A 20,302-nucleotide genomic window follows, 5' to 3' on the forward strand; every position below is an offset into this window, starting at 1 on the left:
GTGATAGCTAAAGTAAAATTTATTTTAAAAAATGAAGGGGTAAGAGGAGTAATCTCTAGGCTAAAGGCAAAAGTATATCAGGATTATTTTTTATATGAGATAGACTTAAAAAACTTTTCAAAAATTGAAAGTTTTGAGATAAGAAAGATTGAGGATTTACATTTAAAGCTATTAATTTCAGAAAAAAATGAAGAAATTAGGACTGAAAAAATAAATAGACTTCAGCAGAGGCAGTTTAATAATGAAACTCAAGATTTTGTAATAATTGAAGCAGGCGCTATAGCAGGTCACTATGGATTAGCTTTTAAAAACTTAGAAAGTGATCCAGATATAAATAACGGTTTGGAATTTGGAAACGAAACTACTTATTTGTATGATGATTACACTTTTAAGAAGTTTAGGGGGAGGGGTTACCACAAAAAATCTATAGTAGACAGATTAATGCATTCGAAACAGAAAGGCTATAAAAAAAGTATTGTACTAATTTATTGTGACAATATAATCTCCCAAAAGTCTTATGAGAGATTAGGATTCAAAAAAAATAGAAAACTTTATGAAGTTAAAATATTAAAGAATAAATTAATATATGGTTCAAAACATCAAAAATAACAAGTTTATTTAATAAATAAAAGATTTAGGAGAGAGCTTATGAATGCAATTAGACTGTATAAATTTTCTAATTATCTATTCAAAAAGAAATTATTTAAAGCAGCTTTAGTTATTCAAAGTGTGAATAGAATTTTGAATAACTCACATATACCGTATAGTGTTAAAATTGGTGAAAACAGTAAGTTTGCCTATGGTGGCATAGGTGTAGTTATACATAGTAAAGCTATAATTGGAAATAATTGTATGATAGGTCAAAACACAACAATAGGAGGAAGAACAGGACATGGAGTAGCTCCTATAATAGGAGATAATGTTTATATAGCTGCAGGAAGTAGAGTTTTGGGAGGAATAAATATTGGGAGTAATGTAGTTATTGGTGCCAATGCAGTTGTAGTAAAAGATGTTCCTAGCAACTCAGTAGTTGTAGGAATTCCTGCAACAATAATTTCTAGAGATGTAGAGAAATTCAAAAAGGCAGGAATTATATGAAGATAAAAGTTTGTAAATGGAAAAACAATGCAAAATCTCCAGTAATGTTTATGGTAGATGATTTAGCTAATGTTTGGGTTGATCTTAGCGGAAACGGGAAAATTGATAGAGGTGAAGATTGGGGATACGCAAAATATGAAGAGAATTCATCGATCACTTTTTTAGAAGAGGAAATTTTAAATCAATTCCCAGATGTTAAAGTTAATTTCTATGTCCCTGTTGGAAAAAGAATAGGAATGGTAAGGGATTCTGATATATACATGTATTCTAATCCAATTAATGAAAACAAGTCTACAATTGAATTTTTTAGAAGTCTAAATAATGATTCGAGGTATGAATTATCTTATCATGGATTAACTCATGGAGAAGTTTATAATAAACCAGAGGATCAGAAACAAGAGTGGGAATGTTATTCTAGCTTGAATGAAGCCTTAGAGACAATTGATGCTGGAAAGGCGATATTCAGAGAAGTTACAGGAGAATACCCTAAAGGTGGAAAATACTGTGGGTACACTAAAGGTAAATATGGAGATGAAAGTATAGATAAATCAAACTTTTTATGGTGGAATAGGAATTTAAATTATATAAATGTCAAAAAGTATTGTGGAGACGATGATAATAAAATTACAAATTTTGATATAAAAATATTTGGAGAAAACAATGTTATTGATATTCCTTCGACATTGGGGGGGGATATTTTCAACACTAAATCGAGTTCACGTATAAAGACAGTGGTAAAAAGAATCCTAAAATTTTATATGGAGATAAAAGGAAAAAAAGAAATAGACTTCTTATTAAAAAATAACTTAGTGATATCTATTCAAGAGCATATATCACCTGCAAGAGATGATGGGAAAGTCCAAACGCCAAATATTTTTGATGACAAGGAAAGCCTAATAAAGATATTTAAGTATTTAAAAGATAAAAATGTTTGGTATTGTACTGGAACTGAATTGGCAAAATATGTCTCGGTAAGAGATAAGATAAAGATAGTAAAGAAGAATAATAACAGTTTTGCTTTTAGCGAAATAGATTTTAATGACAGAAAAAATCATGAAATAAGCGTGAAAATAGATTTGAAGTGCGATAAAATTATGCAGCCAAATAAAGTGATAGTTTCTTCAGTAAATAATATTTTTAATTTAGAAATTATGGAAGGGAACTATAAAATATTAGGTGATTAATTAAAGTAGGTGAGGAAAATAGAAAAAAAACAGAGTAAATTTTTATTGGATCTATTTGGTTTTATGGCAGTTTTTATTTTAATAATATTAATTATGCTAAAGCTAAAAAATGGGTATTTAAGCTTATTAGCCTCCTTAGTTATAAGTGTATGGGTTTTTAATATGTATTTTTCCTTCAACAAGTTGAAATCACGATTGATATTTATGATTTATCAAGTAACATTTTTCAATTTTTTGATGGGAGAATTCTTTTTTTCATTAATAAACAATGAAGAAATTGTTTTACATAATTTAACTATTGAAAGTTATGCCCATACTTTGATAGCTTTGTTATTAAGCTTGGGAATGACATTTTTAGGTTATACTTTAATCAAAGTCAAAAAAAATGAAAATTATATATTAAAAATAGGTGACAAAAAAAAGTTAAGTGATATTTATTTAGCCAGCTTGATAATGTATGTAATCTCATTTTTATCAAGAATGGCTATTTTAATTGAAAAGGGCAGGTTTGTAAGTGAGTTAGGATATTCAGAATATTACTTAAGTTATTCTTCTAACTTACCATTCATAATAAGTTTTTTTTCATCCTTTTATTATATAAGCTTTTATACGATTCTTTCCACGTTTCCAAACAAGAGAAAAACAAGGGTTTTATTTCTGATGGGGAGTATTGTTGCAGTGGTTTCACTAGGGTTTGGACAAAGAAATGGATTCGTTTTAGATATCATTTTAATGTTTATATATTTAGCTTTTAGAGAACAAACTGGTCAAAAATGGATTGACAGAAAAAAGATAGCCATAGGACTGATTTTGATCCCTTTAGTAATTGGAGGAATGCAAGATTTAAGTAACAAAAGGTTTGAAAAAAATATTTCGTCGAAGGAAGCAACCTTTAAAAAGGTAGAGAGTTTTTTTATATCTCAAGGTGGTTCCATTCATACAATAACTTATGGGTATCAGTTAAAAGATTATATTCCTAAACAAGATATAAAATATATTTTAGGTCCTTTAAGAGATTATTTGACACAAAATATAATAAGTCAAAAGTTGTTTGGATTTGAGAATTGGCAGCATGACCCAATAAAAAAAGCTACAAAAGCAGCTCTTTATGGTTCAACTTTGGCTTACATGTTATTTCCAGAAGGATACCTTGCAGGAAAGGGAATGGGTTCTTCTTATATCGCTGAAATATATCATGATTTTGGATATTTAGGGATAATTTTTGGAAGTCTTTTAATAGGAATGTCCTTAAAAAAGTTTGATAATTATAGTGTAAACAGCTGGTTTAAGTTTGTCTTTTTAATGCTAATAATAAGAAGAGTAATTTACTTGCCAAGGGATAGTGCTCTAGGCTGGATTAGTATTGTTTTTAGTATACCTAATATATTAGGTTTATTGTCAATAATATTATTAAGCAAGTTTATTAGTAAATTTAAAAAAAATATATAATAAGGAGATTTTTATGAAAAAAGTTAATATTATAGGATTAGGCTATATAGGGCTTCCTACAGCTCTTATGTTCGCTAAGAGTGGAGTAAAGATAGTAGGAACAGATTATAATAAGGAATTAGTAGCTTCACTTAATAGAAAGGAGCTTACCTTTGAAGAGGAAGGGTTGGAAGAACTTTTTGAATCAGCACTAAGCAATGGAATAGAGTTTTCCACAGAGTATCATAAAACAGATACATATATAGTTACAGTGCCTACACCATATATGAAAGATTCTAAGAAGTTAGATCCCAAGTATGTTATATCAGCTGTAAATTCTGTATTAGATGTCTGTGAAAAGGGAACTAAGCTTATAATAGAATCAACAATTTCACCGGGATCTATTGATAAAGTTGTTCGTCCTGAAATTGTAAAAAGAGGATTTGTAATAGGGAAAGACATTCATTTAGTTCATGCACCAGAAAGAATTATTCCAGGAAATATGATATATGAACTTGAATATAACTCCAGAACTATAGGAGCAGATAATAAGGAGATTGGTGAGGAAGTTAAAAAGCTTTATTCAAGCTTCTGTAAAGCAGATATAGTTGTAACAGACATGAGAAGTGCTGAAATGTCAAAAGTAGTTGAAAATACATTTAGAGATATTAATATAGCATTTGCCAATGAATTAGCTAAAATATGTAGAGAAGACGATATGGATGTATATGAGATAATTAAGATAGCAAATATGCACCCAAGAGTGAATATCCTTCAGCCAGGACCAGGGGTAGGAGGACACTGTATCTCAGTGGACCCTTGGTTCCTTGTAGGGGATTATCCAGATTTAACAAACCTTATACTAAATGCCAGAAAGATAAATGACTCTATGCCAGGACATGTATTAAAGAGGATCAGAGACATAATGAGAGAGCATAAAGTAAAGGATATCTCTGAGATTGGATTATATGGGCTTACATATAAGGAAAATGTAGATGATATGAGAGAAAGTCCAACATTACAGCTTCTTGAGAAAATGGATGAGCACTTAGCTTTTGGAGTGAAGGTATTCGATCCATTTATAAAAACCAAGCAGGTAGACAATCAATTTGTTAGTTTTGAGGACTTTGTAGATCAAGTAAAGATAGTGGTTGTAATGGTAGCCCACGATCATATCAAAGAAAATATAGAGAGAATCAAAGATAAATTAGTACTTGATACGAAAAATATCTGTACATTTGATTCAGCTTATAAATTATAATATTTTATCAGGGCAGATATTATATCTGCCCTGTTTTTAGGGGGAAGAATGAAGAAAAAGGTAATGGTAGTATTTGGGACAAGACCAGAAGCAATTAAGATGTGTCCTCTGGTAAAGGAATTAAAGACAAGAGAAGAGCTGGAAACGGTAGTTTGTGTAACGGGGCAGCATAGAGAGATGCTTGATCAGGTATTGAACGTATTTGATATTGTACCAGAATATGATCTTTCAATAATGAAGAAAAAGCAGACACTATTTGATGTGACAACAAATATACTGAATAAAATAAAGGAAGTGCTTGAAGAAGTAAAACCAGATGTAGTTTTGGTGCATGGAGATACATCTACAACATTTGTTACAGCACTAGCCTGTTTCTACCTTCAGATACCAGTAGGGCATGTTGAAGCGGGACTAAGAACATACGATATCTACTCTCCATTTCCAGAGGAATTTAACAGACAGGCAACGGGGATAATATCTTCATATAATTTTGCTCCTACAGAAATCTCAAGAGATAACCTTCTAAAGGAAGGGAAAGCTAATGAAAGCATATTTGTTACGGGAAATACTGCAATTGATGCGCTGAATACAACGGTAGATAGAAAGTATAATCATGAACTGTTTAACTGGATAGGTGATGACAGATTAATAATGCTGACTGCCCACAGAAGGGAAAATTTAGGAGAGCCTCTTCACAATATGTTCAGAGCGATTAAACGTATAGTGGATGAACATGACGATATAAAGGTAGTATACCCAATTCACATGAATCCACTGGTAAGAGGCGCTGCAAATGAAGTATTTGGAGAGCACGATAGGATAAAAATAATTGAGCCATTGGAAGTTGTAGATTTTCATAACTTCTTAAATAAATCATATATGATTTTAACGGATAGCGGGGGAATCCAGGAGGAAGCACCATCACTAGGGAAGCCGGTTCTTGTAATGAGAGATACAACTGAAAGACCTGAGGGAGTTGCAGCTGGAACTCTTAAGCTAGTAGGAACAGAAGAGGAAAGAATATATGGGACTTTCAAGGAATTATTGAATGATTCAGAAGAATATGAAAAGATGAGTAGGGCAAGTAACCCATATGGAGATGGTACTGCTTGTAAGCAGATAGCTGATGTTCTTAGTGAAAAGCTAGTGGGAATAAAGTTTAAGTCTAGTGAAAGCATAGGGGTTAAAAGAGCTTAATAATGTTCTCTATTTTCAGTTAACTTCTAAAATATATAGCTCTAAATTAGTAACCATCAGTCAAGAGAGAAGCATCTAAGTGTCTTCTAATAAAAGGGTACTATTGTAGAAAAAGTATTATAGCTATAACTAAGGAAAGATATAAAAATTTTATAGAGGTGTTTTGAATTTTTTCTTTAAGTTAAAGGAACCCCTAGAAAGCTTAAGAAAATAAGTGTTTTCATAAGAGATGCTGCTTATCAGATGTGGGTAAGGTCTTCTTTCTAGTGGTTTTGGAATCTACAACTAAATAACAAATTTATTGGAGAGATTATAAGGAGAAAATGATTGAATAAACTAGTCCTAGTTATTATATTTATTATTACATTTTGGTTTTCATCCAAGCCGGGGAACGAATCTATCAGTCAGTCGGATAAGATATTAGTTGCAGCAAAAATATTGACTGTGGAAGATCTGGCTATGAGGACAACAAAATATAGAGTATGTGACAAAATAATAAGAAAAGCGGCCCACTTCAGCCTCTACTTTATGGCAGGTATGGGAGCTTTTATTCTGACAGGAAGTGTTGGAAAAAGTGTTCTTATAGTATTTCTCATGGGAGGAATAGACGAATTCCACCAGTATTTTGTTCCCGGCAGGGGAGCTCAGTTTACAGATGTACTCATAGATACTCTGGGTGGAACTACTGGAGCAGTAGTAACAAAGTTAACAATCAGTAATTATAAAGTTTTAACAGCTAAGAGTAAAAAAGATGGAAGCTTAGAAAATTATAATGCCAGTAGATAATATAAAAAACAATTCAAAAGGAGCATACTATGTCGATACTTGTAACAGGGGGAGCGGGATATATCGGTTCCCACACAGTGGTGGAACTGCTTAACTGCGGTGAGGATGTTGTTGTTGTGGACAACTACTACAACAGCAAACCAGAGGTATTAAACAGAATTAGAGAGATAACGGGAAGAGAGGTAAAGTTCTACGAGGTGGATATCCTGGACAGGGAGGCTCTGGATGGGATCTTTGCTCAGGAGGAGATAGAGTCTGTTATCCACTTTGCTGCCTACAAGGCTGTGGGGGAGTCCGTGGAGAAGCCCATAGACTACTACTACAACAATATTACGGGGCTTCTTACTTTGACCGAGGTAATGAAGAAGCATCGTGTAAAGAATATAGTCTTCAGCTCATCGGCGACGGTGTACGGACTGAACAATATCTCGCCATTAAGAGAGGATATGCCCACAAGTGCAACCAACCCCTACGGAAGAACTAAGCTCATGGCCGAGGAGATCCTGAGGGATATCCATACCTCCGACAATGCATGGAATGTTGCCCTCCTGAGGTACTTCAACCCCATCGGTGCCCATGAGAGCGGTAGGATAGGGGAAAATCCCAATGGTATCCCTAATAACCTCATGCCGTATATCACCCAGGTAGCTGTAGGTAAGAGGGAGAAGTTAAGCGTATTTGGAAGCAACTACGACACCCACGACGGTACGGGAGTAAGGGACTATATCCACGTGGTGGACCTGGCTGTGGGGCATATTAAAGCTCTCAATAAGCTGAAGGAAGGGATAGGCTGCGAGGCCTACAACCTGGGAACGGGAAATGGTTACTCGGTGCTGGACCTAGTGAAGGCTTTTGAAGAAGCCAGCAGTGTGGAGATCAGATATGAGCTCACAGAGAGAAGAGCCGGAGATGTGGCTACCTGCTTTGCCGATGCAGGAAGAGCCAAGAAGGAGCTCGGATGGATAGCTGAGAGAGGGATAGCAGAGATGTGCAGGGACTCGTGGAACTGGCAGAGAAAAAACCCAGAGGGGTACTAACCAGAGTTGAGAGAGCGGATTAATTGATAATTGACAATGTACAAAGGACAATGAGAAAAGTAATGGATAATTTATAATGTTCAATGTACAATTAAAAAATAGTAAAAAGCATCTAAAAGGTTTTCATTGTTAATTGTCAATAGTAAATTGTACATTATCTTTTATCTGGGGTGGTTTTATGAAATCTGACAATATAATCGAAGAGAAAACTTTCAATTTAGCTTTAAGAATTATAAAGCTATATAAGTATCTTGTTCAGGAGAAAAAGGAGTATATAATCTCCAAGCAGATAATGAGGAGCGGAACAAGTATTGGGGCAAATGTTGCTGAGGCTTTAGAAGCCCAAAGTAAAAAAGATTTTATTGCTAAGATGAGTATAGCATTAAAGGAAGCTAATGAAACGAAGTATTGGTTAAGACTTTTGATTGCCTCAGAATATATAGAAGACAGATCGGGGAAAAGTTTGAAGGATGAAACTATTGAAGTCATCAAAATACTTACAGCAATATTAAAAAGCAGCAGAAAACATGAAATTAATGTATAGTGGATAATTTACAATGTAAAATTAGAAAAGATAGGAACTTAACTGTACATTATGAATTTTAAATTCTCAATTAAAAAGAGGCTCAGCCTCTTTTTTTTGTTGAAGAGAAAATGTATAGAGATTAAAGAAGGTAAAGATCTTGATTTTTATTAAATTATACATTCTACATTGTCAATTATAAATTGAGTTTTGAAGCGTCTTTGTTAACTCTCAACATTTTGAGTAGGAACGTATTATGCCTCCCCATTTCCATCCTGAGGCCTAGGAGAGAGGCTGCCCTTGTGATTGCACCTCTGATTTCTAAGAGTTCCTCTGAGAGGCTTGTTCTGCGCCTTTGAAATAATAACATTAAAACCGAACTAATGAACATTTTAATGAAAGGACTGTATTATGCCTCTAAAGGCATAATACAGTCCTTTTTTAGGTATTTTCTGCCCTAACTAACAGGGAACCTTACCCGGTAGAGATACCGCCTGCTCATAGGGTTTATACGTTCCCTTGTGAGGAAGCCCTTCCTCTCCAGCTCCCTCAGGGCGGATTTCACCATCTGCCGGGATCCACCCATCCTCACGGCCACCCTTGTGGGGGAGAAGTGAAACTCTCCCTCTCCTCTCAGAAGAAGGTAGAGAAGGAGGAGCTTTGATTTGGCAGTGAGGTCGGTCCTGCTGAAGACATCACTGTAGACATCCTTCGAGCTATTCTCCACTATGATCATCTTTTTCCACCTCCTCGCAGTTGTCGATGAGTGTTTTCAGGAAGAGTAGGCAATGTGGTAGAGGAGCTCATACTTATCCCCGTAGATACCGTCTCTGATGCTCTGAAAGGTGAGCTTTTCCAGGTGGAAGAACTCCCCGCCCACCCTGGATGTGTGGGTGGGGACCACCCTCTGCCTGGCCCTCATGAACCTCTCCCAGTAGGGACTCTCTGTGAGGATGTTTTCGGGCTCCTCCAGGACGATTTCAAAGGCAGGCAGCCAGTCCTCCACGATCCTCCTGCAGACCTCCCCTGCGGGATATGTCATAGCAGGGATCTTCTGTACCTCTATGAGTCTAAGGTAGTGAAAGAGCTCGTGGTTCTCCACCACCTCCCTCCTGTACCTTCTTCTCCGGATACCTGTTAGGAGGGGGAGGGCAAACTCAGCTGCCCTCACTACCTCTGTTACTCCCACGCTACACCTCTGTATAGTTGTCGATATAGTACTGGAAGGCCTCTGCCTCTATGAGACGGATATCCAGGTTGGCCAGGGTGGTCTCTGCCCGGTCTATCTCCTTCTGGATGATATTCCTCCAGGTGGGATAGTCGGGGTAGGGGGAGTAGGATGGCATGGGGTCCCCTGCCACCTCCTTACCGTTTATCAGTTCCAGAGTGGCCTTGTCATCTGCAATCTCCCTGAGGTAGGAATCCCTCTTTTCATTGGTCCTTGATATCCTTCCTATGGCCTCGCTTAAAAGAACCTTCTTTTCCTCAAGTGTCATATTAACACCTCCATTTTTGTAAAAAACGATAGGTTAACACAGCCAGTATCTCCTCAGGTAGTCTGCTGCTTCTGAGAGCCTGATATGGTATACACCTCCCACCTTGTGTGCCTTGAGTTTATTTCTTCTGATGTGTCTTCTGATTGTGGCGGGGTCCACACCCAGAGCCTCAGCCATCTCCACAGTTGAAACTACCTCTGCTCCCAGTCCCGCCAGTTTTCTCTGAACATAACCGATTCTAAGCACCTCCCGGTTAAAAATGATTCATCAGCTGATGTATTAGATTATTCCCTATAAAAATCACCATTGCAACACTTCAGAACTATTTGCACCCATACAGGCAAGATTATATAATGAACAATGATTTGGTCAAACTTAAAGATCCTTAAAATTAGTTAGATACTTTTGTCTTGATACAAAAGTATCCAAAAAATCAAGTCTTCCGGGAAATGTCTTTATAAGTAGGAACATAGTTTCCATTGCTCTCCTGGGCTCTCTACAGAGCCTGAAGAAGTTAAACGCAATGACGTAGTTTCTTAATGTGTCGCCAGACGACTACCTGCAGACAGCCATTTCAACTCAAAAAATTAATTCGTGTAAATTAGTGGAATTCGTGACTGATGTTAAATTGTCTCTGCGTCGAGGGGATAATGCTTAAAAATGGGAACCACGAATTACGCGAATAGTCACGAATATAAAAGTAACAGGTTTATTGGTGAAAATTAGTGTTGGTTGGTGGCAAAGATTAAGGTCTACCTTTAGCCACCAATACCTATCAAATGTGTATGGCATATTCTGTGGAAGTATTATAAGGACAAAACCTCTCTAGAAGGTCATGAATAACCCCCTTCTCGTGTATGTACTTCCCCCTTAGCAAGAAGAGTGTTCATTTCTTGTCATGACACAAGAAACGAACCAAAGAAGGTCTAGCCCTACGTAATGTCTTCTGGGTAAGTTATTAATATCTGACCTTTGATAGCTACAATCATAACTCTGTAAGAGAATAATAATGTAAAACGTTATGATAAACTTAATTTGTTTAACGGTCTAGTGGGAGTTTAAAGTACAAGGTTATATCGACTACTTCGGACACTTTTGAACTTAGAAGGAAATTCGTGATAATTCGTTGTAGTTATTAAGATTTTAAAGGATTTCTCTGAGAAACTCTGTGAGCTCTGAGCCTCTGTGTTGAAGGGCTTTATAGTTTAAATTATATAAATGAAAAAAGGAGGAAGCTCTCGATGAGAGCCGCCTCCTCTTATTTTCTTTTAATTATCAGTTCCTCTACAGACCTCTTGGGAACATAGTGGATATTTTCCTCGTCCCTGTAGTAGGTAGTGTCACCCTCTATAGCCTCTACAAGCCTTACCTCCTCATTGGGTTCTCCCAGGGCAATGAGGATCTCCACACTGTATCTGTCCTCTATATCCAGGATCTCCTTCACCTTAGCCTTGTTGAAGGCTCCCAGGAGACATCCTCCATACCCCATCTCAGAGGCTCTCAAGAGGATATTCTGCGCTGCCACTCCCATATCGAAGTAGAGGAGGGGTTGATTGAGAAAGAGCTCTGAATCTCCGCACATAACGATGTAGGCTCTCGGAGATTCCTCAGCAGTGGGATTCCACTCGATGGCTCCAGCCCATGCAGTGTGCGGGAAGATCTCACTGCAGGTAGCCCTATCTGTAACCAGAGCGTACTTTATCCCCTGGAGGTTTCTGGCAGCTGCTCCCAGCCTTCCGCACTCCATCATCTCGGTCAGTTCCTCCTGGGAGATCTCCTTAGAAGTAAAGCTTCTGTAGGATCTGTTTTTAACTATTAGGTCTTTAATCATTGGCACTCTCCTTAATTAACAAATTAAATGCTCTTAGTTTAAAAAATCTTTTTGTCACGAATTACACGAATTTTCACAAATTTATAGAACCACTCTTTGAAACTCAAGGCTATCTTTGCCAAAGTTTAAAATTATACCTAACTTTATACCAGTAGCCTTTAAGTAGTTTGCAGTTTGAGCCTTATGTTTAGAAGATATCTCTGAAACACACTTTAATTCAAGAATTATTAAATTATCAACTACTATATCAGCAATATAACTTCCAATTATTTTATCTCTGAAATGTATGTTAATAGGCTCCTGCTGATTGGCACTAATACCACTCTCTTCAAATAAAACCATTAAAGCATTTTCGTAGACCTTTTCTAAAAAACCATATCCCAATTCCTTATGTACAGTCATAGCCAGACCGATTATTTTATAGGAAAGGTCCCTATAGATTATATTATCCATGACTAGCTCCTTTAAAAAATTCGCGTCAATTAGTGAAATTCGTGACCAGTTTAGTTTTATCCTTATCTTATTTCCTTTAGCTTCTCTCTTTTAGTTAGTATTCCTATCATTGCAAGGGATACCCCTATTAGAATCAGGCTTATCACGTGGGGAGCTCTGAAGCCGAAGAACATAAGGTCCTCCGATCTGAAGAAGCTCACAAAGGTTCTTATCAGGCTATAGAGGATAACATAGATCCACCAGGTAACTCCCTCGGCGTAGTTCTTCCTTCTCATGTAGAACCATAGGAATAGAAATGCCATGAAGTTTAGCCCAAGCTCATAGAGCATAGCAGGATGCAGGGGCTGGTTTGGAAACTCCGATCCTGCCGGAGAGGAGTTTGGGAAGACGATCCCCCAGGGTACAAGCTCCTGAAACTTCATCTTAGCCTCAGTCCCCATAGCCAGGTATTCACTGTACCACGAGTAGAACTGTGGCTTTAGGGTAAAGATAACACGCCATGGTGTATAGGTGGGAACTCCGTGGACCTCACCGTTGGCAAAGTTACCTATCCTTCCCAGGGCCTGTCCTAAGATGAATGGAGCAGCTGCGATGTCACCAAGCTTCCACATACTTACCTTGTGACGCTTGGAGAAGAGGTAGGTACCCACTATTCCTCCTAGGATTCCTCCGTGGATAGCCATTCCTCCATGCCATACTGCAGGGATCTCCAGGGGATTGGAGAGATAGTAGGATAGGTTGAAGAGGACATAGTAGAGCCTTCCCCCAATAAGTCCCGATACCATAGCCACCATGGCATAGTTCTCAATAAATGCGGGATCCAATCCCTTCTTCTTGCCGTGAATCTTTCCGAGCTCTATTCCCACCAGAAGGGCCAGGGCGTACATGAGGCCATAGTACCTCACCTCAAAGCCTCCTATGGAAAATAATACTGGATCCATAAATATTCCTCCTTAAAGTAAAACTTATTTATTTTAAAATTATAAAATACTGAAATTTGTGTGCGTTTCTTATATTCTTTTAGATAATCAGCGTGAAGCTGTATGAATATATTTAAGTTAAATTAATAGTTATAAAATTTTTATATCACTCCCTAAAGGGAGCGAGTTCATTTCTTGTTATGACATACCATTCTTCTAAAGTTTACTAAAGTAAACTAAGAATAAAGGCAAAACGAACCAAAGAAAATTCGATACTTTTGTCTTGATACAAAAGTATTCAAAAAATCAAGTCTTTCGGTAAATGTCTTTCTGAGTAATTCAGAGTCTTCATTGCTTTTCTAGACTCTCTACAGAGCCTAAAGAAGCAAAACGCAATGGAGTATGCTTTTGAAGTGAAGTCCGACGACTACCTGCAGACAGCATTTAAATTTAAAATTCTTAATTCGTGTAAATATTACTATAATACTTTTACATTCATACATTAGTGTAATTCGTGGCGAGGGTTTAAAGCTTTTTATAGGCCGACTGCAGATAGTCGTCCAGCTTCACTTTCATCCTTGCTTCGTTTCGTCAAACAGAATAGGTACTATCTATCCCACTAGCTCTTAATTTATGAAATAAATTTTAGAGATATGGGAGTTTGTTTATCTAGAGCCTATAAAAGAAACGGAAGCCTTGTTATACCTCAAAAGACTATTATCGGAAGTCTTGAACTTCGTGGAAATCAAAGAGTCATAAGATGACGACTATGATTTGCCGCAACGCAATGTTTCTTTGCGTTGATACGTTAATGAAACAACGTTAATTACTTTAACGTTGCGGGAAAGTATAGCAATTAAAATTGCTTACTTTCCACGAGACAAAAGGTACGAAACATTTTTAATTACTAACCCCCGTAAAAGACTTATTCCTAAGTATATAATTTCCCCTTACTAAGAGTAAATATAGGATTAACACTAACAAAGAACACAAATTTATGATATAGTCTGTGAAACTGTTAAAATCTGAACCCTCAATGAACAGGGTCTCAGAATTTCTTTAAGAGATCTGAGCGCTGTATTCTTTTTGAGATTATAACACAAAAAAAAACTAAAATTAAGAAAGGAAAAAACTTTACGTAGGGAATATATTAACTATGTATTGGTATTTTTCTGAAAAATGTGGGTGTGTAAAGTTATAATTTACAAAAAAACCTTATAAAAATACTAAAGTTTGTTGAAATTTAACATTTTAGGCCGATTTTAACAAAAATTCCTTGTTTTAAAGTGGTTTTTTTGTTATTATTTTAAATAAATATTTGTTTCAAAATACTTGAAAAAACAATTAAAATTTTAAAATAGCTTAAGGAGGTATTGTGATGCACAATATAGTGAATGTCACTGATAAAGTTTATTGGATTGGAGCCAATGACAGAAAAACTGAGAGATTTGAAAACTACATGCCCCTACCAATGGGAGTAGCTTATAACTCATATGTTCTTGTGGATGAGAAGACTTGTCTTATAGATACTGTAGAGTTTGGAGTAGAGGGACTTTTCATGGAGAAGCTTGAGGAAGCACTTGACGGAAGAGATCTTGACTACATTATAGTAAACCACATGGAGCCAGACCACTCTGGTGCCCTTAGAGATGTAATGAAGAAGTACCCTAACGCACAGATCGTAGGAAACAACAAGACATTCCCAATGATCAAGGCATTCTTCCACGACGCAGATGAGTCAAAGTTCTTTGTAATAAAGGAAGGAGACATTCTAGATCTTGGACACCACAAGCTGACTTTCGCTATGGTACCAATGGTACACTGGCCAGAGTCTATGGTAACTTACGATACTACAGAGAAGATACTTTTCTCTAACGACGCTTTCGGAAGCTTCGGTGCTCTAAACGGAGGAATCTTCGACGACGAGGTTAACTTCGACCACTACGAGGATGAGATGAGAAGATACTACTCTAACATCGTAGGTAAGTACGGAATGCAGGTACAGAACGCAATAAAGAAGCTGGGAGGACTTGAGATCAAATATATCTGTCCGTCTCACGGAATTCTTTGGAGATCAGATGTAGCTAAGGTAATCAGACACTTTGACTACTGGTCAAGACTTGAGCCAGAGGCAGAGGGAGTAGTAATCGTATACGGATCTATGTACGGAAACACTGCTAAGATGGCCAATGCAATAGCTACAGAGCTTGGAAAGCAGGGGATCAAAGAGGTTAAGGTATACGACGCTTCTAAGACAGATCACTCATTCATCATCAGTGATATCTGGAAGTACAAGGGGTTAATCATCGGATCATGCTCACACAACAACGCAGTTTACCCTAAGGTACAGCCGCTTCTACACAAGCTGCAGAACTACACTCTAAAGAACAGATACCTTGGTATCTTCGGAAACATGATGTGGAGTGGTGGAGGAGTAAGAGGAATCGAAGCTTTCTCCGACGCACTAAACGGACTGGAAGTAATCGCTGACCCTGTAGAGGCTAAGGGTAACCCTACAAAGGAAGACTATGAAAAGCTTGAGCTTATCGCACAGAGAATGGCAGAGAAGCTAAAGGAAGACAGAGCATAGTTAGAGCTATAATTTGATTTTAAGACCTGAGGAAACTCGGGTCTTTTTTTTATTAAAAATTGTTATAAATATAGTTATTTTAATAATTACACAAATAATTTTGTACTTTCTTTGCTTGTCCAAAGAAAGTACCCAAGAAAGGACACCTCTTCTTAAATGTTTCATAAGTTTAATTATTATTATACGACCTTTAGTAGCTACAGTCCTCGCTTCGCTGCGGAACTTATTCTGTTGTGCGGTCTAGTTAAATTTCAAAGTACAAAGCCATATCAACTAAGAAGAGGACTTCTCTAATCTTAATTCGTGTAGATACTTCCATAGACTTCTGCTGTCAAAATTCGTGTCCATTCGTGTAATTCGTGACAGAGGTAAGGTTTAAAGCTTTTCTCTGTGAGCCTCTGTAGTCACCGATCACTTCTGGGGTATGTGCTTCCCCCTTGTTAAGGGGGGAAGATAAGGAAGAAGACCTTGTAACTGCGAATTATGCTAATGGCCACTGATATAAAAGTAATAGGTTATTGGTGAAAATTTATAGATTTAAGTTTTTAATTTTGAATTCAAAATCTTTTTTTTTGCCACGAATTAACACGAATTTTCACTAATTCTATAGTATGCATTATGGATTCATTCTAAAAATGTAAACTAATGATGATGGAATCTCAGAATTGCCTATGGCAATCTGAGTACTGGTAATTATGCTCAGAAGCTCCTTCGCTAATTCTCCGCAATTGGTGTTGATTGGTGAAGATTAGTGGCAAAAATATTATATTTTAAACTTTCTTAACTCCTTACTCTATCTGAATTAAAATCTTAATTCGTGTATATGCTTCCACAGATTCCTACTTTTATAATCTGTGTCAATTCGTGGCAAATGTTTGAGGTTTTTTATAGGCCGACTGCAGATAGTCGTCTAATTTCACTAACTATCTCTGCTTCGTTTCGTCGAACTTATTAGGTTCTATCTATCCCACTAGCTCTTAATTTATAAAATAAATTTTAGAGATATGGGAGTTTGTTTATCAAGGATCTGTAAAAAGAAACGCTATATATGTTAAACCTTCAAAGACAATTATCGTAAGTCTTTTACAGAGTTCTTAGTTTGTGAAATAAACTTTAGAAATCTGGGAATGCCCCTTGCTTGTAAACTTTGGGCACCTTTATTTCAAGAGAAAGGTGCGAAACATTTTTCTCAGTGAACCTTTGCGAACTCTGAGGCTCTGTGTTAAAGGGTTTTTCTTCATTAAGCTTTTGCTTTTATAATCTGTGTCAATTCGTGGCAAGTATTTGAAGTTATCTTAAAGCAACAACCGTACACTTAAAGGAACTCTCTTAATTTGGAGTATGGTACTATGAGAAATTTAAATAAAAAAATGAAGATGAGGACAGGGATATTCACTCTTTCTTTGAAGTTATTTAAGGGGAGGTAGATCAGGCAATTGATATAAGTGAATATCCGGGGACCTGGGTAATTGAACTACTAATATAAATTAATATAATTAAATAGGGGAAAAAATTGAGAAGGGAGGAGGAACCAATGAAAAAGTGGCTGCCAATAGTATTGATGATATTTTTAGTTTATGGAATAAGTTTACAGGCAGAGATGAGAAGGGAAAGTTTTGAAAAAAGAGATCTTAGAAGTGGTGTGGTGTACCTTATTGGTGAGGAGGAAGCCTATACAGGTATCCTTATAGGTTACTTTAACAAGGATCAGGGAATGAAGTGTTCCATGACCTATAAGGACGGTCTTCTCCACGGGGAAAGAGTCCTCTACTATAAGAATGGTATCATAAAATCAAGGGAGAGCTATGCAAAGGGGCATAAGGACGGAGTTACATACCTTTACTACGAAACTGGTCAGCTTATGTCAAAGATAACCTATGTTGCCGGTAAGAAGAATGGGGAGAAGGTCCACTACCATAAAAACGGAGAGGTAAAGGCGAGAACCGTCTATAAGAATGGTAAGAAGGAGGTAGCTTCTGCAAAATCTGAGGCAGCAGAGGCTACAGAGAAGGAAGTAGTAGCTAGATAAAGGAATAAAAGCGCTGATTGTACCCATACAATTGACGCTTTTTTTATTTGGAGGATTGGGGAAAGGTGTGATAAAAAATTAATATTGAAAACAATAAAATAGGGGGAGAAAAGTGAAGAAGTTATTATCAGTATTATTGGTGGTATTTATGTGCAGTATGGCAGCAGCTGCAGAAAAATTAAATGTTGGTCTTGTAATGTCCAGTGGGGGACTGGGAACAGGATTCAACCAGATGGCTTACTCAGCACTGGAGAAGCTGGAAGAAGAGGGAAGAATAGAGTTTAAGTATGTGGAGCCTGTGAATGTAAGTGAGGATCTGGAGTACCTGAGAGATTTTTCCAACAGCGGTGAGTATGATCTTATAGTTGCCATGGGAAGTGTAGTGGCGGAATCTTTAAAGGAAGTAGTAAAGGACTATCCAAATCAGAAGTATGCTCTGATAGGTGCCAGCCTGGATCTGGATAACACCATTACAATTGATTTTGCAGAGCATGAGATGTCCTTTATGGCGGGAGCTCTTGCTGCTATGATGAGTGAAAACAAGGCGGTGGGAACTATTCCTGCTATGGATACAAAGTCCTTTAACAGATTCAAGAACGGGTTTAGACAGGGAGCTCAGTATGTAGAGGGAGATATCAAGGTATTAAACACATACATGCCTACTACAAGCAGCAACCCGTTTAATGATCCTGTAACTGGTAAAAATATTGCTCAGATGATGATGGACAGGGGAGCAGACGTAATCATGCATGTAGCTGAGGGAAGCGGAAGAGGCCTCTTTGAGGCAGCAAAGGAGAATGGAACCTATGCTATAGGCTGTGATGTGGATGAGGATGGAGAGATTCCTGGAACTATCCTTACCTCTGTAAGAGTAAGAATAGACAATGCTGTATACTCTCTGGTAGAGGATCTTATGGTGGGAACATTTAATCCAGGTTACAGAATGGAGGGGCTGGCAACAGGAGCTGTATCTCTTACAGACTTTAACTACACAAGGGATATTATAGGTAAGAAGAGATTAGCTCAGCTGGAGCAGATCAAGGATGATATTGTAGCTGGAAAGATAGTTGTGAGTCAGTAGAAAAAAAGAGGGGATGCCCTCTTTTTTTCTTTACTAATAGTTTTAACTTCAAATTCATTTTGTACTTTCTTTGCTTGTCCAAAGAAAGTATCCAAGAAAGGACACCTCTTCTAAAATGTTTCATAGGTTTAATTGTTACTCTACGACCTTTGAAAGCTACAGTCCTCGTTTAATGGCTCAACTCATTAGCTCATAACTGCGGAACTTATTCTGTTGTACGGTCTAGTTAAATTTTAAAGTACAAAGCTATATCAACTTAGAAGAGTATCTTCTTAACCTCAATTCGTGAAAATGATTCCCCAGATCCTTGCTCCCATAATCTGTGTCAATTCGTGGCAAAAATTAGATTCAAAGATTTTCTCTGTGAATCTTAGTGTGCTCTGTGGCTCTGTGTTGAGGGGCTTTTGTTCGTTCTTGTCTTGACACAAAAGGTACTTAAAAAATCAAGTCTTCCGGCAATTGTTTCCTTTAGGGAATCCAGGATTTTCATTGCTCTCCCAGACTCTCTACAGAGCCTGAAGAAGTACAGACGCAATGAAGTAGACTATCATTGTGAAGTTGGACCACTGCCTGCAGACAGCCATTTAAACCTGAATTCGTTTAAATACTGCTACAGATTTCTACTATCAAAATCCGTGTCGATCCGTGGCAACTGTTTGATTTTTTTATCTTTATTAGTGCTAATTCGTGTAATTCGTGACAAAGTCTTGTAAATCAAGGAGTCAAAATATTGACGACTATGATTTCCCGCAACGTTTTGATTTTTAAACGTTGTTTTTTTTAGATTTTCTCTGTGAATCTTAGGGTACTCAGCGGTCCAGATGTTGATACTGTAATTTCATAACACTATCAAAACATCTGCATAAATTCAACTAGAGAGTTAATCCTTAACTCTAAGTTTCATTTATCTGGGGTGAAGGGTTTAGGTTTTATTGGTGTCAATTCGTGGTAAGGATTGTAATCTTTGAATTTTATGCAGTGAATAATTAAATAGATGGGATTTTGTTATATATTTATGCGAAATTAATTTTTTTATGGTTTTTTTGAAAAAAATCATTGCAAAAGTTTTTTAGCTGTGATATTATTAATTTGTTCAAGAGAAACGGAGCATAGCGCAGCCCGGTAGCGCACCTGCCTTGGGAGCAGGGGGTCGCAGGTTCAAATCCTGCTGTTCCGACCATTAATATTTTACATGTATGCGGGAATAGCTCAGTTGGTAGAGCGTCAGCCTTCCAAGCTGAATGTCGCGAGTTCGACCCTCGTTTCCCGCTCCAATAACTCTATGAGTTATGAAAGAAATAAGTGCATTATGCATTTGCCACTGGAAAAGATTAAAATCTCTTCCAACTGACGAAATTTTTAAGAATGATTTTACATCATTCGCCAGA

General features: G+C 37.0%; 19 protein-coding genes and 2 tRNA genes. 14 read left to right on the forward strand and 7 right to left on the reverse strand.

The window, feature by feature from the left end; translation table 11 throughout:
* The 9 genes from QMG11_RS12280 (at position 1) to QMG11_RS12320 (ending at position 8,535) form a co-directional block, all read left to right on the forward strand.
* Positions 1-609 (forward strand): GNAT family N-acetyltransferase, encoded by a 609-nt coding sequence (locus tag QMG11_RS12280; protein WP_281836322.1) that lies wholly within the window; start codon positions 1-3, stop codon positions 607-609.
* A gap of 39 nt (positions 610-648) precedes the next feature.
* Complete coding sequence (locus QMG11_RS12285; RefSeq protein WP_281836323.1) at positions 649-1,098, forward strand: serine O-acetyltransferase; 450 nt, start codon at positions 649-651, stop codon at positions 1,096-1,098.
* Positions 1,095-2,282 carry a hypothetical protein gene (locus tag QMG11_RS12290; protein WP_281836324.1) on the forward strand — a complete coding sequence of 396 codons (1,188 nt, stop codon included), beginning with the start codon at positions 1,095-1,097 and terminating at the stop codon, positions 2,280-2,282. The genes QMG11_RS12285 and QMG11_RS12290 overlap by 4 nt, the downstream gene beginning before the upstream one ends.
* A gap of 9 nt (positions 2,283-2,291) precedes the next feature.
* On the forward strand, positions 2,292-3,731 hold the full coding sequence (locus tag QMG11_RS12295; RefSeq protein ID WP_281836326.1) for an O-antigen polysaccharide polymerase Wzy family protein: 1,440 nt from the start codon (positions 2,292-2,294) through the stop codon (positions 3,729-3,731).
* A 13-nt stretch (positions 3,732-3,744) separates the two neighbouring features.
* The gene (locus tag QMG11_RS12300) at positions 3,745-4,971 is read left to right on the forward strand and encodes a nucleotide sugar dehydrogenase (protein WP_281836328.1); all 1,227 of its coding nucleotides are present in this window, start codon (positions 3,745-3,747) and stop codon (positions 4,969-4,971) included.
* Positions 4,972-5,019: 48 nt separating this feature from the next.
* Entirely contained in the window at positions 5,020-6,168 is a 1,149-nt protein-coding gene (gene wecB / locus QMG11_RS12305) for a non-hydrolyzing UDP-N-acetylglucosamine 2-epimerase (protein WP_281836329.1), read from the forward strand.
* Between the two features lie 327 nt (positions 6,169-6,495).
* Positions 6,496-6,954 carry a VanZ family protein gene (locus QMG11_RS12310; protein ID WP_281836330.1) on the forward strand — a complete coding sequence of 153 codons (459 nt, stop codon included), beginning with the start codon at positions 6,496-6,498 and terminating at the stop codon, positions 6,952-6,954.
* Positions 6,955-6,983: 29 nt separating this feature from the next.
* A complete protein-coding gene (gene galE, locus QMG11_RS12315; RefSeq protein WP_281836331.1) occupies positions 6,984-7,991 on the forward strand; it encodes a UDP-glucose 4-epimerase GalE in 1,008 nt (335 codons plus the stop codon).
* A gap of 178 nt (positions 7,992-8,169) precedes the next feature.
* On the forward strand, positions 8,170-8,535 hold the full coding sequence (locus QMG11_RS12320; RefSeq protein WP_281836332.1) for a four helix bundle protein: 366 nt from the start codon (positions 8,170-8,172) through the stop codon (positions 8,533-8,535).
* 436 nt (positions 8,536-8,971) lie between these two features.
* On the opposite strand, the gene QMG11_RS12325 is transcribed toward QMG11_RS12320, so the two are convergent.
* The 7 genes from QMG11_RS12325 to lgt form a co-directional block, all read right to left on the reverse strand.
* Positions 8,972-9,250 carry a helix-turn-helix domain-containing protein gene (locus QMG11_RS12325; protein ID WP_281836334.1) on the reverse strand — a complete coding sequence of 93 codons (279 nt, stop codon included), beginning with the start codon at positions 9,248-9,250 and terminating at the stop codon, positions 8,972-8,974.
* 36 nt (positions 9,251-9,286) lie between these two features.
* Positions 9,287-9,703: a hypothetical protein gene (locus QMG11_RS12330; RefSeq protein WP_281836335.1), complete on the reverse strand. Its 417-nt coding sequence runs from the start codon at positions 9,701-9,703 to the stop codon at positions 9,287-9,289.
* A gap of 1 nt (position 9,704) precedes the next feature.
* Positions 9,705-10,010: a hypothetical protein gene (locus QMG11_RS12335; RefSeq protein ID WP_281836336.1), complete on the reverse strand. Its 306-nt coding sequence runs from the start codon at positions 10,008-10,010 to the stop codon at positions 9,705-9,707.
* 33 nt (positions 10,011-10,043) lie between these two features.
* Positions 10,044-10,256, reverse strand: coding sequence for a helix-turn-helix domain-containing protein (locus QMG11_RS12340; RefSeq protein ID WP_281836338.1), 213 nt, complete (start codon positions 10,254-10,256; stop codon positions 10,044-10,046).
* A gap of 1,012 nt (positions 10,257-11,268) precedes the next feature.
* On the reverse strand, positions 11,269-11,841 hold the full coding sequence (locus QMG11_RS12345; protein ID WP_281836340.1) for a nitroreductase family protein: 573 nt from the start codon (positions 11,839-11,841) through the stop codon (positions 11,269-11,271).
* Between the two features lie 81 nt (positions 11,842-11,922).
* A complete protein-coding gene (locus tag QMG11_RS12350) occupies positions 11,923-12,294 on the reverse strand; it encodes a GxxExxY protein (RefSeq protein ID WP_281836342.1) in 372 nt (123 codons plus the stop codon).
* A 62-nt stretch (positions 12,295-12,356) separates the two neighbouring features.
* Positions 12,357-13,235 carry a prolipoprotein diacylglyceryl transferase gene (gene lgt, locus QMG11_RS12355; RefSeq protein ID WP_281836344.1) on the reverse strand — a complete coding sequence of 293 codons (879 nt, stop codon included), beginning with the start codon at positions 13,233-13,235 and terminating at the stop codon, positions 12,357-12,359.
* A 1,357-nt stretch (positions 13,236-14,592) separates the two neighbouring features.
* Between lgt and QMG11_RS12360 the strand changes: the two genes are divergently transcribed.
* From QMG11_RS12360 to QMG11_RS12380, 5 genes are all read left to right on the forward strand, one after another.
* Positions 14,593-15,804: an FprA family A-type flavoprotein gene (locus tag QMG11_RS12360; RefSeq protein WP_281836345.1), complete on the forward strand. Its 1,212-nt coding sequence runs from the start codon at positions 14,593-14,595 to the stop codon at positions 15,802-15,804.
* Positions 15,805-17,338: 1,534 nt separating this feature from the next.
* On the forward strand, positions 17,339-17,833 hold the full coding sequence (locus QMG11_RS12365) for a toxin-antitoxin system YwqK family antitoxin (protein WP_281836346.1): 495 nt from the start codon (positions 17,339-17,341) through the stop codon (positions 17,831-17,833).
* Positions 17,834-17,945: 112 nt separating this feature from the next.
* The gene (locus QMG11_RS12370) at positions 17,946-18,914 is read left to right on the forward strand and encodes a BMP family lipoprotein (RefSeq protein WP_281836348.1); all 969 of its coding nucleotides are present in this window, start codon (positions 17,946-17,948) and stop codon (positions 18,912-18,914) included.
* Between the two features lie 1,103 nt (positions 18,915-20,017).
* Positions 20,018-20,094: transfer RNA gene (locus QMG11_RS12375), tRNA-Pro, on the forward strand.
* Between the two features lie 18 nt (positions 20,095-20,112).
* A tRNA-Gly gene (locus tag QMG11_RS12380) sits at positions 20,113-20,188 on the forward strand.
* Positions 20,189-20,302: the final 114 nt, after the last annotated feature.

Origin of the sequence: Propionigenium maris DSM 9537, assembly GCF_027925155.1 — a bacterium.
Classification (GTDB): Bacteria; Fusobacteriota; Fusobacteriia; order Fusobacteriales; family Fusobacteriaceae; genus Propionigenium; species Propionigenium maris.

Bases quoted from the DNA above. Each gene is read 5' to 3' on its own strand.
- QMG11_RS12285 (WP_281836323.1), top strand. From the start codon at position 649: ATGAATGCAATTAGACTGTATAAATTTTCTAATTATCTATTCAAAAAG.
- QMG11_RS12290 (WP_281836324.1), top strand. From the start codon at position 1,095: ATGAAGATAAAAGTTTGTAAATGGAAAAACAATGCAAAATCTCCAGTA.
- QMG11_RS12300 (WP_281836328.1), top strand. From the start codon at position 3,745: ATGAAAAAAGTTAATATTATAGGATTAGGCTATATAGGGCTTCCTACA.
- wecB (WP_281836329.1), top strand. From the start codon at position 5,020: ATGAAGAAAAAGGTAATGGTAGTATTTGGGACAAGACCAGAAGCAATT.
- galE (WP_281836331.1), top strand. From the start codon at position 6,984: ATGTCGATACTTGTAACAGGGGGAGCGGGATATATCGGTTCCCACACA.
- QMG11_RS12320 (WP_281836332.1), top strand. From the start codon at position 8,170: ATGAAATCTGACAATATAATCGAAGAGAAAACTTTCAATTTAGCTTTA.
- QMG11_RS12325 (WP_281836334.1), bottom strand. From the start codon at position 9,250: ATGATCATAGTGGAGAATAGCTCGAAGGATGTCTACAGTGATGTCTTC.
- QMG11_RS12335 (WP_281836336.1), bottom strand. From the start codon at position 10,010: ATGACACTTGAGGAAAAGAAGGTTCTTTTAAGCGAGGCCATAGGAAGG.
- QMG11_RS12345 (WP_281836340.1), bottom strand. From the start codon at position 11,841: ATGATTAAAGACCTAATAGTTAAAAACAGATCCTACAGAAGCTTTACT.
- QMG11_RS12350 (WP_281836342.1), bottom strand. From the start codon at position 12,294: ATGGATAATATAATCTATAGGGACCTTTCCTATAAAATAATCGGTCTG.
- lgt (WP_281836344.1), bottom strand. From the start codon at position 13,235: ATGGATCCAGTATTATTTTCCATAGGAGGCTTTGAGGTGAGGTACTAT.
- QMG11_RS12360 (WP_281836345.1), top strand. From the start codon at position 14,593: ATGCACAATATAGTGAATGTCACTGATAAAGTTTATTGGATTGGAGCC.
- QMG11_RS12365 (WP_281836346.1), top strand. From the start codon at position 17,339: ATGAAAAAGTGGCTGCCAATAGTATTGATGATATTTTTAGTTTATGGA.